This window comes from Acinetobacter sp. HZNU-JH01 (genome assembly GCF_037996845.1).
In the GTDB taxonomy this organism is placed as follows: domain Bacteria; phylum Pseudomonadota; class Gammaproteobacteria; order Pseudomonadales; family Moraxellaceae; genus Acinetobacter; species Acinetobacter haemolyticus.
In genome coordinates this window covers 585,999-601,070 of sequence record NZ_JBBMZX010000001.1, presented here as the reverse complement: position 1 = coordinate 601,070, position 15,072 = coordinate 585,999, and the positions used below count along the sequence as shown (strand labels likewise).

The window sequence follows — 15,072 nt, the reverse complement described above, 5'->3', positions numbered from 1 at the left end:
ATTTATATCTTTAATTTGATAGGAAATGTAAATGAAAATTCAAGGAAAACATTTTGTTATTACAGGCGGTGGCTCTGGTCTAGGTGCAGCAACGGCTGAATATTTAGTTGAAAAAGGCGCTTCTGTGACTTTGGTGGATATGAATGCTGAAGTTGGCGAGCAACAAGCGAAAGCTATAGGTGACCAAGCAGAATTCGTAAAATTAGATGTAACGAATGAACAAGCAGCTGAGCAGTTCTTTAAAGATGTTGTTGAAAAGCATGGAAGTCTACACGGATTAATCAATTGTGCTGGGGTGGGACCGTCGGCAAAAGTAGTGGGTAAAGATGGAGTTCATGATTTGGCAATGTTCTCTAAAGTCTTGCATATCAACGTCACTGGAACATTTAACATGTTACGTTATGCAGCAGATGCGATGAGTAAGAATAGTGTGGAAGAGGGTGATGAAGATCGTGGTGTGATTGTCAATACGGCTTCAGTTGCTGCTTTTGATGGCCAAATTGGTCAAGCAGCTTATTCAGCATCAAAAGGTGCAGTTGTTGCGATGACTTTGCCGATTGCGCGTGAATTAGCGCGTCACAGTATTCGTATTATGACAATTGCACCAGGCATCATGGAAACACCGATGCTGAAAGGCCTACCACAAAATGTTCAAGATGCACTTGGGCAAATGGTTCCTTATCCTTCACGTTTAGGGCGTCCGGAGGAGTTCGCTCGTTTAGTTGCGCACATTGCTGAAAACGCATATCTCAATGGTGAGGTTATCCGTTTAGATGGCGCAATTCGTATGGCAGCGAAATAAATGGATCTATTTGAAAAGTGCAGTTAATGCTGTACTTTTCATTTTTAATGTATCAGTTTGTAGCCTATTTTGACGCATCGTAGATTTGCTTATATATTGATAATGAAAATTATTATCAAGATTGGATTGAAATCATGCGATATCTGAACAAAGGTTTACTTACATTACTCGTATGTTCGAGTGTAAGTATTTCAGCTTTTGCAAACTTCACTCAAGCACCATTGCCATATAAAAGTGATGCTTTAGAGCCTGCTATCGATCAGCAAACGATGGAAATTCATTATGGTAAACACCATAAGGCCTATGTTGATAACTTAAATGCTCAGATCAAGACCTATCCCGAGTTGGATAAATTGAATATTGAGCAGATTCAGCAACAGATCTCTAAATACAATGCTGCAGTTCGTAATAATGGTGGTGGACATTTTAACCATGCATTTTTCTGGGAAAGCCTAGCCCCAGCTGATAAAACAGGTAAGGTTAACCCTAAATTGTTAAAGCAAATCAATCAAGATTTTGGTTCATTTAAAGCTTTTCAAGAACAATTTAACCAAGCAGCAACCAGTCGTTTCGGTTCAGGATGGGCATGGTTGATTGTAAACCCACAAGGTAAATTAGAAATCACCTCAACACCGAACCAAGATAATCCATTAATGGATATTGCAGAGAAGAAAGGTCAGCCTTTGCTAGGTTTGGACGTTTGGGAGCATGCATATTATTTGAAATATCAAAATCGTCGAGCCGATTACACCAATGCATTTTGGAGTGTGGTGAATTGGAATAAAGTAAATGATCGTTATCAGAAAGCAAGTAAATAGTTTTAGATAAACACGTCTAAGTTATATGAAAAGTGATGGTCAAGCCATCACTTTTTATTTGGATAAGTTTATTGATTTTCCCAACGTTTATACGCACGATTGAAACTAGAGAGTGACGAATAGCCTAAATTTTTTGCAATCTCGTCTTTTGTTATAAAAGGATTTAGTAATAATTTTTGTGCTTTTGCTTTTCGTACTTGATCATAAAGAATCTGAAAACTTACATTTTGCTCTTGCAGCATCCGTTGCAAAGTACGTTTTGTTAGATTGAGTTTTTGAGCAACTTGATCAATATTGAGCAAGCCTTCGTTTGGATCATCAATCAGGTGTTTAACATGATATAGAATATCTTGCGTTACACTCAGTTTATCCAGTTCCTTTTGGCAGAGAAGCTTAAACTTTTCATAGTTTAGTGGATCAGACATACACAAAGGTAGCCCTAAAAACTGAGGTGATGTAATGAGACCAGTACGGGGTTGTTCATAACGTATTTCTTTAAATGTCGTGCTTAATATTTCATCAAAACGAGAGAAGTATTTGGGAAATTTGCATTGTAAATCTATACTTGGCTTAAAATTAGGAATAAAGAATCGAACTAAACGAACGAAGCCAATTAGAAAACAAACACAACTAAATTCATAAACTTGTAGATCAGTTTGATCTTTCATATTAATTGCTGTGCTGTCATAAATAATATGATAGTACGCATGCTCTTGTTCGATTGAAAAATTTAATTCGACAAAAGAGCATTGTAACTTGATAAATTGGTTAATGGTTTCAATTGCATCTAGCGTATTTTTAGAAATTGCAACGGTAAAACCAAGTAGACCGTGTGAACTAATTTTTAAACGACGACCCATGAAGAAGCTAACACCTTGTTCTTGAGTGAGTTTAATTGAACGTGTAATTACTTTTTTAAATGAAGAAAGACTAATTTTATAATTAATATCATGCAATTTTTCTATTTCTACTCCTGTGCCCCAAAATAATTCTTCTGCTGAAATATTCCATCGAGCAACGACTTCGCTTAGTAAGTGGACATAAGAACTACTAATAAAATGTGGATGAAGACGACGAGGGATACTCATAATGCTACTCAAATTCCTTTTGACAGCTGATTAAGATTGACTCGCTTCATTATGTTTCTTTAAACAAGAGTAACGAAGAAGAGCTTATGAACGATACTTATTGAAAATAATGTAGCACATGTTCTTTTTAAATGTTTAGTCATCGGGATTTTGACATTTAATAAAAAAATTGGCGTGTGATGTTGTGATTTTGGCGTCATTTGTTTTATGGCATAAATCACACGATATTTCTAGCGCGTATACTTTTTAGGTCTTTTGTATATTTGGAATGATTCTTTTATACAAAATTTAAGACACGATAACTGTAATAAAAATGAAAAATGCTTGGAGCAAAACGTGAGAAAAAAATACTTAAAAGTAATGGCTTTAACGACGGGAATGTTAATCAGCGGTGGCACGATCGCTGCACATACTGCGTCTTGGAAATATTGTAATGTCAACTCATGCTCAGTTGGTGGAAGCACGCAGGTGACATCAGATTATGCTAAAACCAAGTACCCCATCATGTTGGCACATGGTATGGCTGGCTTTTCGGCAGTAGGCCCAATGCAATATTGGTATGGGATTACCGAAGATCTAGTTCAAAATGGGGCTAATGTGTTTGTTGCCCAACAAGCCGCCTTCAATTCTTCTGAAGTGCGTGGGGAGCAACTGCTCTTACAAACTAAACAGGTATTGGCAATTACGGGCGCTGAGAAAGTGAATTTGATTGGACATAGTCATGGCACGCATTCTATTCGCTATGTTGCTGGTTTACTGCCGAACCAAGTGGCTTCTGTGACAGCAGTTGGGGGACCTGTGAAGGGTACTGAAGTTGCCAATGTGGTCTATCAGTTTACACAATCACCTCCTGGATCATTTTTTACACCAGTGATAGAAGCTGCTGTGAATGCATTTGGCGCATTGCTTGGGATTGGTTCTGGAAATTTTTATAGTCAAGACTCCCTTGCTGGACTATATTCCCTAACTACAAATGGTTCTGCCAATTTTAACCAACGTTTCCCAGCAGGTGTTCCAGCGACAGCATGTGGATCGGGTGAGGAGCTTGCCTCTAACGGTATTCGATATTATTCATGGAGTGGAACAAGTCCGTTTACCAATGCGCTTGATCCATTTGACTATGCATTAGTTGCGACTTCACTACTGATCCCAGATGAAAACGATGGCTTAGTCCCACGTTGTTCAAGCCATTTAGGACGAGTAATTCGGGATAATTATGAGTTTAATCATTTAGATGAGGTCAATCAGGTTTTAGGTGTTGTGGGGAGTTATCAAAATCCTGTAACACCGTATCGTTTGCATGCCAATCGTCTAAAGAATCTAAATCTATAAGTAAAATAGGATAGGGGGAGTAATTGATTTACTCCCTCGGCTTTATCGAGAAATTTGAGAATTAGTCGAGTAATGGATTATGAGTGTTCAGAATTCTAATAATAAAAAAATCATTTTAATTGCGATGATATGTTTAATTATTTTTCTTGCTTTTGTTTATTGGTTGTTTAAGCCACCAGTTCAACATCTAAGTCACGAGAATAATTCATACTCGCAAAGTGGTATAAATAGCGTAAGTGTTGAAAATAATTCTCAAGCACAGCTCTCAGGAAAGTTGCCTGTTCTTGCCCCATCTTTACAAGGCACAGAAATTGATTGTCCTCTCCAAGTCGATGGAGACGGTAAATTGATTCTCACGATAGGTATTCGAAGCTGTTTTGATTATTTCTTTTCGAGTTTGGGAGAAAAAACAGAAACTGAATTAATTGGAGATATTCGTCAGTATCTACGTGCTACCTTGCCAGAAACAGCAGAAAATTATGGAATTTACTTACTTGATCAGTATGTTGCTTATACGCATGCATTAAAAAACTTGAAAACCAGCACGCATTTCAAAAAAGATGAAATTGATAAATTTCAAAATATTGTTGATCAAATGTCGAAGTTGCAACAGCAGTTTTTCAATGCGGCAGAAATTCAAGCATTTTTTGGAAATGAACGAAATTTTAATCAATTTAGTATTGATCAAATGCGTATACATGCCAATAAGACTTTAACAGTACAGCAAAAAGCAACAGAGTTAGCAAAGTTAATAGATCAATTGCCTCCTACTTTGGCTGATGGTGTTCGAGTGTCGATGCAATTTGCTGAATTACAGCAACTGACACAAGAAATTAAGGAAAAAGGTGGCTCTGCACAAGAATTGCGGAATATGCGGGAAAGCTTGTTGGGTGTTGAGGCTGCTGATCGTTTGGAGAAAGTCGATCAAGAAGAAGTGGTTTGGCAGAATCAGGTAAATAATTATTTATCCCAACGCGATCAGATTTTAAAGAGCGATGTTGATGATGCGAGCAAGCAACGTGCTTTAAACCAGCTTAGAAATAACTCATTTGCAACCAAAGAGGAGTTATTAAGAGCACAAACTTATGAAATGATGCATGATCGGAAGAAATCGTAATTGAAAAGCTGCCTATGCGGCAGTGAACTAGAGCGAACTTTCGGACTTGCGTATCGTGCTTTTCTAAGCTGCCTATGCGGCAGTGAACAATAACGTTTACAGTCTTGCTGAGAGACTTCATTTCTAAGCTGCCTATGCGGCAGTGAACCTTTCCGCTCAAAAATCCCCTCTCAAGTAACATTTCTAAGCTGCCTATGCGGCAGTGAACGTTTCATGACAAGAAAGCCTTTTTTGGTAGAATTTCTAAGCTGCCTATGCGGCAGTGAACGTTGATGGAACATTTGGCGGGCGCTTCGAGTGTTTCTAAGCTGCCTATGCGGCAGTGAACTACCTGTACGCATGTCTTTAATGTATTCATCTTTTCTAAGCTGCCTATGCGGCAGTGAACGATACACTTGAGTCTGTCTATTGCTTAGATTATTTCTAAGCTGCCTATGCGGCAGTGAACAACAAACATATTGCCTTGTTGATAAACTTATGTTTCTAAGCTGCCTATGCGGCAGTGAACCTCCTCAAGAACCTGAATGTAAAAACTCAAATTTTCTAAGCTGCCTATGCGGCAGTGAACTTGCTAAGTAAGCAATAATATCTGTCGTATCTTTTCTAAGCTGCCTATGCGGCAGTGAACGGCTATTGGTAATGGTTGTGAAACTTTCAATTTTTCTAAGCTGCCTATGCGGCAGTGAACCGATAATTTCAGAGCTATGGGAATTTGCTAATTTTCTAAGCTGCCTATGCGGCAGTGAACGCTTACCTAACAACTCATTTGCTCTAATAGCTTTTCTAAGCTGCCTATGCGGCAGTGAACTTCACTACATCAGAGGTCGCCTTAAGTTTGGTTTTCTAAGCTGCCTATGCGGCAGTGAACTAGTGTGATTGATACGGGTTCGAGTCCTGTATTTTCTAAGCTGCCTATGCGGCAGTGAACTGATCGCGTTCATTGGCTTTGCTCCTTGTCACTTTCTAAGCTGCCTATGCGGCAGTGAACAGCTTGACTATGGATGGATTCTTACGGGTCAATTTCTAAGCTGCCTATGCGGCAGTGAACTATCTAGAATGGTGGACTTTCCATGTCCACGATTTCTAAGCTGCCTATGCGGCAGTGAACTAATACAAACTTGAGAATTACGAAGTCTAAAATTTCTAAGCTGCCTATGCGGCAGTGAACTATAAAATACCATAAATAAATTAAGAAAAAACATTAACTTGTGGTGAAAAATACATCAATACCCAAAGTTTTTATGCTGATTCATAAGGTATTGATTTTATTAAGCTGTTAAAGAGTAATAAAAATATTGGGGTAAATCCGTTGATTTGTCAAAATAAATGATGCAGCAAGCATTAAATGCTTTGCTAAATGAGATTAGCCACTTAAAATCAGCATTCATTAAGCCGATTTTGAGATCATGGAACGTGTCTGATCATCTAGAACATACTTTTGAATTAACTGATGACGAAATGCATTTATACAGTCGTCAGATTTTATTAGATGGTTGGGATATTGAAGCACAAGAAAAATTAAAATTGGCAAATGTACTGATTGTTGGTGCTGGAGGGATCGGCTGTACGAGTGCAGAGTTACTTGCTCGTGCAGGTGTAGGCAAAATAACGATCGTGGATGCAGATACAATTGAGATGAGTAATCTACAAAGACAAATCGCATTTACCTCAAATGATCTTGGGCAATACAAAGCAGAAACTTTGGCGAAACACCTACAAGAGATTAACCCACATATACAAGTCAGCTATCAAAATACACGATTCGACGAAACGAATGCTGATGAATTGGTACAGCATCAAGATGTAGTGTTAGATGGTTGTGATAATTTTACGACGCGGTATCTCGTCAATGCTGTGTGTAAAACTCATCAAGTGCCTTTGATTAGTGCTTCAGCAATCGGTTTCGAGGGGCAAATGTTTATGGTTGAATCTGATTCAGCATGTTATGAATGTTTGTTTCCTAAAGAAAATCAGACCAATGAAGGTCTACGTTGTGCTGAATCTGGGGTGCTTGCAACAACACCTGTAATGATAGCGTCATTACAAGCACATCACACATTGTTGTTTTTGGGTTTAGGCTTAACACCGCTCAAGCAAAAATTGTTGCTTTGGAATGGTCTGAATCTAACACAACGTATTTTGCAATTTGAAAAAGATGTAAATTGTCCAGTTTGTCAGGCAAGTGCGTCGGTAAATTGAATAAATTTTGCTAAACTAATGCCATCTTCGAGGCAATGAAAGATTATGAAAAGAAATATTTTAGTTGATGGATTACGATCTGTTGCACGTATAGGTGAAACAGTGATTGTTGCAGCACAAGCAGGTGTCAAATATGCAACTGAGAAGCCTAGTAATGCAAAATTAATGCGAGAAACTTTCGAATCATTAGGTTCAACCTATATTAAATTAGGGCAGTTTATTGCGAGTACGCCGTCCTTATTTCCACGTGAGTACGTTCAAGAGTTTCAGGGATGTTTAGATCAAACTCCAACTTTACCATTTAGCTATATTCAGCAGGTATTGGCTGAGGAGTTTGAGGGGAAAGATTTAAACTCGATTTTTAGTTTTATTGATGAGAATCCATTAGCTTCAGCTTCAATTGCCCAAGTTCATGCTGCCAAATTGGTTACAGGCGAAGATGTTGTATTAAAAGTACAAAAACCCGGTGTTGAAACCATTTTATATACTGATTTAAATGTGGTGCACTGGGCAACCAAACTTCTAGAAAAAGCTGTACCAAAAATCAAATTTGCATCTTTATCTGAAATTGTGGATGAGATCAAAACACGTATGGTGCGTGAAGTTGATTTTATTGAAGAAGCACAAAATTTAGATGATTTTGTGCAATATCTGAATATTTCGGGCAATCAAGCTGCGACAGCTCCAAAAGTGTATCACCAGTTTTCTACACGCCGTGTTTTAACCATGCAGCGGTTATATGGTGTGCCACTCACAGATTTTGACGTGGTAAAACAATATGCAAAAGACCCAACACAAGTATTAATCACAGCAATGAATACATGGTTTGGTAGTCTGATGTTGTGTAAAAGTTTCCATGCGGACTTACATGCAGGCAATCTGATGTTGCTTGAAGATGGTCGTGTTGGTTTTATTGATTTCGGTATTGTCGGTCAATTAAATCCAGAAGTGTGGACTGCTTGTATGGCGTTTATGGATGCCTTACAGCATACCAATTACATTGCCATGGCTGAAAACATGCTCAAAATGGGAATGACCAATCAGAAGATTGATACCCAAGTTCTTGCAGCAGATTTAGAGCGTTTATTTAGTGGCGTATTATTGGCTGATCCACAGGAAATTTTAAGCTCAAATCCAGCAGACTTGAATGATATTATGATGGATATGGTGGCTGTTGGTGAACGTCATGGCATCAAATTCCCTCGTGACTTCGCGTTATTATTCAAGCAAATGTTATATTTTGATCGTTTCATGCGTGTTCTTGCACCATATACCGATATTTATGCTGACCAGCGTTTGAAAATGGTTCACAATATCGAACCTGCTTCGTTGTTAAAGCACTAAAAATTTCAACGTAAAGTGATAATTGTTGTTTTATCCCCCTTTTTTATAAGGGGGATTTCATTTACTCAAAATTAGTAATGGTTTAAATAGATGAGATGTTAAGTGATGGATGCCATTATTATTGAAGGTTTAAAGGTTGATACCGTGATTGGTTGTTTCAACTGGGAACGCCAAATTATTCAACCGTTAATGCTTGATCTCACTATTCATAATGATCTGTCACAAGCAGCTCGATCAGATGAGTTAGAAGATACTCTTAACTATGCTCAGATTTGTGAGATTGCTGCGCAAGTGATTCAAGATGCAAAACCTAAACTGATTGAGCATGCTGCTCAGTTGGTACTAGAGGTCTTGTTTAATACGTTTCCTTCAATTGATTCTATTAGCATTACAATCCGTAAACCAGCCATCATTGCACAAGCAAATGCAGTAGGAATTCGCCTTGATCGCAACAGAAACGATTTTTGCGCTCGCGCTGGCGAGTAATGTTCAACAATTAGAAAATTTCAATTTTGCTTACGCTCAAATTATGAGTTTAGGAACAGTTGAGTTTTCTTCAATTTATGAAATCCCTTGTCGTGATGGGGTGGGTGCTGATTATTGGAATTCGGCATGTTTATTAAAAAGCCATTTAAGTGTTGATGAAATTGTTGATATATTAAAAAAATTGGAACAACAATCTGGGCGTGTCCGTCCATCGCATCATATTAGTTTGGATATCGATGTGATTGCATGGGGCGAAAGTTTAGATCAGATGCAATTTAATCCTAAAAAACTACCGCTTGCTTTAGATGTAAAGATTCCTTTGTATGAGTTGTGGCCAAATCAGATATTACAATATGATCAAAACAGAAAATATCCGATTATAACACTTTAATTTATTTAAAATTAACATGATAACAACAGGAATAACGTGATGAAAACTCTTGTTTCCATTTCTATTATGGCGGTTTTGCTATCTGGCTGTGCGGCAATGAGTGTTGAGCAATGCAAAACAGCAAACTGGTTGAGTGTCGGTGAAAAAGATGGCTCAGCTGGATATGAATCTCGTTTAGATAAATATTATTCTTCTTGTCAGAAAGCCAATGTGGTTCCGAACCAAGCTTTATACGAAAAAGGCTATCAAAAAGGATTGTGATATTACTGTAGACCTGAATCCATTTTCAATGAAGCCTTAGAAGGGCGTGGTGATTATCGAGTTTGTTCGATAGAAAAGCGTGAGACATTACGTCCTTACTATCAAGTCGCACACGAATATTATCAAGCAAATTCGGAGTTTAATCGTTCTCAGAGTGATGTGAGCCATTATTTGCGAGAGTTGGAACGTAAAGACCTATCAGCTAAAGATCGAGATGAATATAAGAAACGTTTATCTGATCTACGATCAAATCGTAATCGTGTACAGTTCCGTTATCAGGATGCGGTTCGAAATTTAGAGCGTTTTAAAGCAGAACACGGTTTGCCGTGATTGATAAGTTGGCGTTATATCTTTATATAACGCCATTGTTTTTTTAGATGTAATAACTGGTTTTAGTCATTAGTTTAGAAATAGCTGTCATGGTAATGCGCACTGGTACAGGCAAATCCACACCACCTGCTTTTAATGCAGTATCTCGATGGTGTAGTTCATCTTCATTCATTTGCTCAAGGATCTTACGCGAGCGTTGATCTTGTTCAGGTAATTGTTGGAGATGCTCTTGTAAGTGTTGACTTACTTGGCGTTCAGTTTCAGCTACGAAGCCCAAACTATATTTATCACCTGCGATGCCTGCAATTGCGCCCATACCATAAGATAAACCATACCAAATTGGATTTAATACACTGGTGTGGCTGTCTAATTCTTTCAAACGATCTTCACACCAAGCGAGATGGTCTTGTTCTTCAATGGCTGCTTGTTGCATCTCTTCACGGACATGCGGCAATTTAGCGGTGAGTGCTTGACCATGATAAAGCGCTTGTGCGCATACTTCACCACTATGATTGACACGCATTAAACCTGCAACATGGCGAGCATCACTGACACAAAGTTGTGAGGCTTCATCGTTTGCTGGATTGCTGCGCTGAGAAGTTGTTGCCCCTGGAACTAAACTGCGTAATGCTTGGTCAAATGAATTGATCAATTGATCCAGACCTGTGTAGTGACGCATGGATTAATCCTCTAATGTAGTAGGTGCATTTTTCAGTAATGGCTTCAGGCGTGTTAATAACCAAAATGAAAAAATGGCACTGAGAACAGCAGTAATGCTAAATAAGATTTTAATATCAATTTTCAAAATGCTTAAGATTAAAATTGAGAAAATTGCTGAAGAGACCATAAATACAGCATTTAATATATTATTAGCGGCGACAACGCGTGCGCGATGAGAGCGAGGTGAATAAGCCTGCATCATGGCATATAAAGGCACGATGTAAAATCCACCGCTAATACCTAATAGTGTAACAGCCAGCATAACGTGATAATAAACAGCACCTCCAGAAAATACGTCACCTAAACCGAGCAGCTCACCAGTGCGCTCTGGTACAAAAGTTAAACTTGCTGCTAAGTAGAAAGCAAATACGGTTAAACCGATAGCACCATAAGGGACCATTTTAATATTAATTTCAGAGCCACCGATGCGTCGGCACAATAAAGACCCAATCCCGATTCCAACAGAGAAAAAGGTGAGTAATAAGCTCACTACATTTTCAGAGGCATGTAGATTTTGTTGCGTAAGCTGTGGGATTTGAGTGAGATAAGTTGCACCATAGAACCAATACCAAGAATTTCCTAATAAAACGGTGAAAACAATAGGGATACTTTTGGCATATTTGATGGTTTGAAAACTGGTACGGAAAAAGTTCCAGTCTATCTTTAAATCAGGGGCAGCAACTTTTTGCGGGAGAATAAAGCGACTTGCTAAATAGCCTAAGCAAGCAATAATTAAAACTGTAATACTAATCCACAATAAGTTACCTGCGGAGGAAGCAATAACAGCTCCACCAAGGATCATACCAAACAAAATTGCAATCGATGTACCCGACTGAAAAAGCGCATTTCCAGACATGAGTTCTTGAGGTTTTAGAATTTCTGGTAAAATTGCATATTTAATTGGACCAAAACAAGTTGAGTGTGTCCCCATTAAAAATAAAGCAAATAATAATAGCCATAAATTACCCAATAGAAAGCCAGCTGTACCGATCATCATGATGACGATTTCAAGTAGCTTTAGAAAGCGGACGAGTTGGGATCTTTCATATTTATCAGCAACTTGACCTGCTGTGGCGGAGAAAAAGAAATAGGGCAAAATGAACAGTAACGCGGCTAAATTATTGAGTGTACTGACTGCTGCACTTTGTTGTTGAATCCAGCCATATGTAATCACCAAAAGGAGCGCTTGTTTATAAACATTATCGTTTAACGCACCAAAAAATTGAGTGAAAAACATTGGGGCAAACCGACGTGATGTCATTAACTGTTCATCTTGTTTCATCATGTGTTCACTTCATTATGATTTATAAAAAAATGTGACGATCTGTAAAAAGACTGAGAAATACATGTATGATACTTTTAATGTTTGATTGGATGAAAATCAACAATTTGAGGTTGTTTTCATCGATCAGAAACGATAAATCAAAAAAGTATGTTTAGAGACCTACATGCCATCTAAATCTAAGTTTAAACAGTCAACATTGGTTCATTCTATGCATTTAATATTTAAAATGCAGAGCTTTCCTAAACTTATTTGTAGTGGTTTTTTGATTAGCTATTGTATATCAGTAGCTTATGCCGACGAAGAAGCTATTGTTGTGGCTGAAAATTCAACAATAGAACGAATGAAAGATCAAGTGAAGTCGATTCCTTCACCTGAAATTCCTTATGAAACATTTAATTTATCTTCAGAATATTACAATCCTGCGCAAGATAGTGTTGCTGCACTTAAACAACAAGAAGAAGCTCCAAGTCAAATTGATACGCTGAAACCAATTCAATTAGATGAAAATTTAGAGCATCTTCCTGTGATCGCTTTAGATCAGAATATGGCGAACGAGATTTTTCAAATTGCTGAAGAAGCCAAAAATGATGCATTGGCTTATCGAGAGAATGTAGCTAAAAATCCTGAGCTTGTTGTAAATGAAGCATCACAATCTGAATTAACAGAGATCAGTAACCCACCAGTTAATATTGATCGATTAATGCAAGAGATCCAAGCGGATAGCCAGATTATTGTTGAGGCAAATGAATCAGGAAGAACTCTAGCTGAGCTACAACCAAAGACAGAGCAAGTAGAAGAAAAAGCTGGCTTTTTTAAACGTATAGTCAATCGCTTTAGACCTGAAAATTTACTCGGCGCGGAAAGAGTTCCTCGTATCAGTGCTGATGTATCAGGCGCTCCACCAGCGTTAGCGACCAATATCAAAGCAAAACTTTCAAGCTTTACCCAAGAAGCATTTGAAGATTTCAATATTGCTTTACCACAGCTTCGTTCATTGACAAATCAGGCTGCACAAGCAGTTGGTTATTATGATGCACGCTTTAGTTTTGAAAAGCTGAGCGATAGTCGGGTGAAAGTGACGGTTGAACCAAATGAACCAGTCAAGATTGATAAACAGAATATTGAATTTACAGGTGAGGGTGAAAACGCACCTCAATTTCAAGTTATTCGTTTAATTCCAGAACAAGATGAAGGTGATATTTTTAATCACGGTAAATATGAGGCGACTAAAACCAAAATTACCAATGCAGCTTCAGACAATGGATATTTTGATGCTTATTGGCGATTACATGACGTTAAAATCAGTCAACCTGAAAAGACCGCAGAAATTAACTTAAAATACGACACAGGTGAGCGTTATAAGCTAAAAGCTGTTGAGTATAAAATGAGTGATCCAAGCAAGCCTTTACCGCTTACTCAAAAAGTGCTGGATAGTCTTGCTCCATGGAAAGATGGTGATGATTACGCATTCTGGCGTGTCAATGTATTGGCAAATAACTTAACCAATACGCGTTATTTTAACTACACACTTGTTGATACTATTAAGCCTGATGCAATTCAACCGCCTTTAGATTTACCACCTGATTTACAGGCTTTGGTTGATCAACAACGGGTTGAACAGTCTCAGTTATTTAGTGCTCAACAAAAAGCAGATATCGCGCGGCAGCAAGTTGTTTCTGCTGAAGAAGTAACCCAAGATGTAGTCGATGAGTCACAATTCTCTGGCAGTGAGCCAACACCTGCTTATTCCTTAGCGCGATCCATGCCAAATATTCAAAATGATGAGACAGAGCGTCAAGCGTTAGAAGAACAAGCTCGGCTTGAAAAGAAGATCCCCGTAGTTGTAACACTTAATGCGGATCGTCTCAATACGATTGAGACAGGGGTCGGTTATGGTACTGATACAGGCGCACGTATCCGTAGTCAGTATCGCCGTGCTTTTGTAAACAAACATGGGCATTCTTTTGATGCCAATATTGAAGTTTCTGAAATCCGTCAATCCATTGATGGTCGCTATAGCATCCCTTATAAGCATCCGCTTAACGATTATTTTAACCTTGTTGGTGGTTATGAGCGCGAAACCCGTGACAATATTGGACCAAATGTTGAATTATTAGTTGAGTCTGCGGTTGTTGGTGGTGAGCGGGTAATTAAAAATCCACTAGGGGATTGGCAACATACTTTTGGTCTACGTTATCGTTTAGATCGCCTCACCGGAAAAGGTGATGTTGATGTTTCAGAACTACCTGATGCTTTTAGGTCAGCGGGTACAAACTCTGAACAAGAGTCTTTATTACTCGGTTACGAGATTTCTAAAACCAATTCTAATACTCGTTTAAACCCAACTAAAGGCTTTAAACAGACCTATAAGGTGGAATTGGGAACTGAATCGATTCTTTCAGATGCCAATATGGCGATTTTAACTGCGGGCTGGCGATTTATTTATTCATTGGGCGAAAATGACAATCACCAATTTGTAGGGCGTGGGGACGCAAGTTATATCTTCACTGATGACTTTGATAAGGTTCCATATAATTTGCGCTTCTTTACAGGTGGTGACCAATCACTTCGTGGATTCGATTATAAGAGTTTATCACCAGAAGAAGATGGTTATAAGATCGGGGGGCAAGCACTGGGTGTTGGTTCTTTAGAGTATAACTATCAATTTAAAGATGGTTGGCGCGCTGCAGTTTTCTCTGATTTTGGTAATGCTTTTGATAAACAATTTAGTAACCCGACTGAATATAGTGTGGGGGTTGGTATCCGTTGGAGGTCACCAATTGGACCTATTCGTTTAGATGTGGCATCTGGAATCTCAAATGATAATCGTCCGATTCGATTGCATTTCTTTATCGGACCGCAACTTTAAAATTTTTTAATAGCCCTTTTACTGGGGAAA

General features: G+C 38.4%; 12 protein-coding genes, 1 pseudogene and 1 CRISPR repeat array. Of the genes and pseudogenes, 10 read left to right on the top strand and 3 right to left on the bottom strand.

The genetic code is table 11. The features are described 5' to 3' along the window. The first annotated feature begins 31 nt into the window (after positions 1 to 31). Positions 32 to 802 carry a 3-hydroxyacyl-CoA dehydrogenase gene (locus AAC851_RS02930; protein ID WP_340600469.1) on the top strand — a complete coding sequence of 257 codons (771 nt, stop codon included), beginning with the start codon at positions 32 to 34 and terminating at the stop codon, positions 800 to 802. A 134-nt stretch (positions 803 to 936) separates the two neighbouring features. Beyond that, positions 937 to 1,620 carry a superoxide dismutase gene (locus tag AAC851_RS02925; RefSeq protein ID WP_005090915.1) on the top strand — a complete coding sequence of 228 codons (684 nt, stop codon included), beginning with the start codon at positions 937 to 939 and terminating at the stop codon, positions 1,618 to 1,620. A 68-nt stretch (positions 1,621 to 1,688) separates the two neighbouring features. Here AAC851_RS02925 and AAC851_RS02920 read toward each other — a convergent pair whose 3' ends face one another. Continuing rightward, complete coding sequence (locus AAC851_RS02920) at positions 1,689 to 2,708, bottom strand: AraC family transcriptional regulator (protein ID WP_340600468.1); 1,020 nt, start codon at positions 2,706 to 2,708, stop codon at positions 1,689 to 1,691. A 336-nt stretch (positions 2,709 to 3,044) separates the two neighbouring features. Between AAC851_RS02920 and AAC851_RS02915 the strand changes: the two genes are divergently transcribed. The 7 genes and pseudogenes from AAC851_RS02915 (at position 3,045) to AAC851_RS02885 (ending at position 10,168) form a co-directional block, all read left to right on the top strand. Next, the gene (locus AAC851_RS02915; protein WP_340600467.1) at positions 3,045 to 4,040 is read left to right on the top strand and encodes a lipase family alpha/beta hydrolase; all 996 of its coding nucleotides are present in this window, start codon (positions 3,045 to 3,047) and stop codon (positions 4,038 to 4,040) included. Positions 4,041 to 4,119: 79 nt separating this feature from the next. Beyond that, on the top strand, positions 4,120 to 5,157 hold the full coding sequence (locus tag AAC851_RS02910) for a lipase secretion chaperone (RefSeq protein ID WP_340600466.1): 1,038 nt from the start codon (positions 4,120 to 4,122) through the stop codon (positions 5,155 to 5,157). After that, a CRISPR array of direct repeats spans positions 5,158 to 6,325; the repeat unit is 28 nt; unit sequence TTTCTAAGCTGCCTATGCGGCAGTGAAC. A 290-nt stretch (positions 6,326 to 6,615) separates the two neighbouring features. Beyond that, positions 6,616 to 7,356, top strand: a complete 741-nt coding sequence (locus AAC851_RS02905; RefSeq protein ID WP_167737235.1) for a HesA/MoeB/ThiF family protein — start codon at positions 6,616 to 6,618, stop codon at positions 7,354 to 7,356. A gap of 45 nt (positions 7,357 to 7,401) precedes the next feature. Continuing rightward, positions 7,402 to 8,700 (top strand): ABC1 kinase family protein, encoded by a 1,299-nt coding sequence (locus AAC851_RS02900; RefSeq protein WP_005081125.1) that lies wholly within the window; start codon positions 7,402 to 7,404, stop codon positions 8,698 to 8,700. A 105-nt stretch (positions 8,701 to 8,805) separates the two neighbouring features. Beyond that, positions 8,806 to 9,186, top strand: coding sequence for a dihydroneopterin aldolase (gene folB / locus AAC851_RS02895; protein ID WP_004638638.1), 381 nt, complete (start codon positions 8,806 to 8,808; stop codon positions 9,184 to 9,186). Then, on the top strand, positions 9,143 to 9,577 hold the full coding sequence (locus AAC851_RS02890; protein ID WP_004638639.1) for a 2-amino-4-hydroxy-6-hydroxymethyldihydropteridine diphosphokinase: 435 nt from the start codon (positions 9,143 to 9,145) through the stop codon (positions 9,575 to 9,577). The genes folB and AAC851_RS02890 overlap by 44 nt, the downstream gene beginning before the upstream one ends. Before the next feature lie 39 nt (positions 9,578 to 9,616). Next, positions 9,617 to 10,168 (top strand): annotated as a pseudogene (locus tag AAC851_RS02885) (DUF2799 domain-containing protein). 43 nt (positions 10,169 to 10,211) lie between these two features. Here AAC851_RS02885 and coq7 read toward each other — a convergent pair. Both coq7 and AAC851_RS02875 read right to left on the bottom strand, forming a co-directional pair. After that, positions 10,212 to 10,847, bottom strand: coding sequence for a 2-polyprenyl-3-methyl-6-methoxy-1,4-benzoquinone monooxygenase (coq7, locus tag AAC851_RS02880; protein ID WP_075315736.1), 636 nt, complete (start codon positions 10,845 to 10,847; stop codon positions 10,212 to 10,214). Positions 10,848 to 10,850: 3 nt separating this feature from the next. Beyond that, positions 10,851 to 12,173, bottom strand: coding sequence for an MFS transporter (locus AAC851_RS02875; RefSeq protein WP_340600464.1), 1,323 nt, complete (start codon positions 12,171 to 12,173; stop codon positions 10,851 to 10,853). A 163-nt stretch (positions 12,174 to 12,336) separates the two neighbouring features. Here AAC851_RS02875 and AAC851_RS02870 point away from each other — a divergent pair, with 163 nt between their 5' ends. Further along, positions 12,337 to 15,042 carry an autotransporter assembly complex protein TamA gene (locus AAC851_RS02870; RefSeq protein ID WP_340600463.1) on the top strand — a complete coding sequence of 902 codons (2,706 nt, stop codon included), beginning with the start codon at positions 12,337 to 12,339 and terminating at the stop codon, positions 15,040 to 15,042. The last annotated feature ends 30 nt before the right edge of the window (positions 15,043 to 15,072 follow it).

Coding starts and splice junctions, on each gene's coding strand:
- AAC851_RS02930 (WP_340600469.1), top strand. CDS start 32: ATGAAAATTCAAGGAAAACATTTTGTTATTACAGGCGGTGGCTCTGGT.
- AAC851_RS02925 (WP_005090915.1), top strand. CDS start 937: ATGCGATATCTGAACAAAGGTTTACTTACATTACTCGTATGTTCGAGT.
- AAC851_RS02920 (WP_340600468.1), bottom strand. CDS start 2,708: ATGAGTATCCCTCGTCGTCTTCATCCACATTTTATTAGTAGTTCTTAT.
- AAC851_RS02910 (WP_340600466.1), top strand. CDS start 4,120: ATGAGTGTTCAGAATTCTAATAATAAAAAAATCATTTTAATTGCGATG.
- AAC851_RS02905 (WP_167737235.1), top strand. CDS start 6,616: ATGCATTTATACAGTCGTCAGATTTTATTAGATGGTTGGGATATTGAA.
- AAC851_RS02900 (WP_005081125.1), top strand. CDS start 7,402: ATGAAAAGAAATATTTTAGTTGATGGATTACGATCTGTTGCACGTATA.
- folB (WP_004638638.1), top strand. CDS start 8,806: ATGGATGCCATTATTATTGAAGGTTTAAAGGTTGATACCGTGATTGGT.
- coq7 (WP_075315736.1), bottom strand. CDS start 10,847: ATGCGTCACTACACAGGTCTGGATCAATTGATCAATTCATTTGACCAA.
- AAC851_RS02875 (WP_340600464.1), bottom strand. CDS start 12,173: ATGATGAAACAAGATGAACAGTTAATGACATCACGTCGGTTTGCCCCA.
- AAC851_RS02870 (WP_340600463.1), top strand. CDS start 12,337: ATGCCATCTAAATCTAAGTTTAAACAGTCAACATTGGTTCATTCTATG.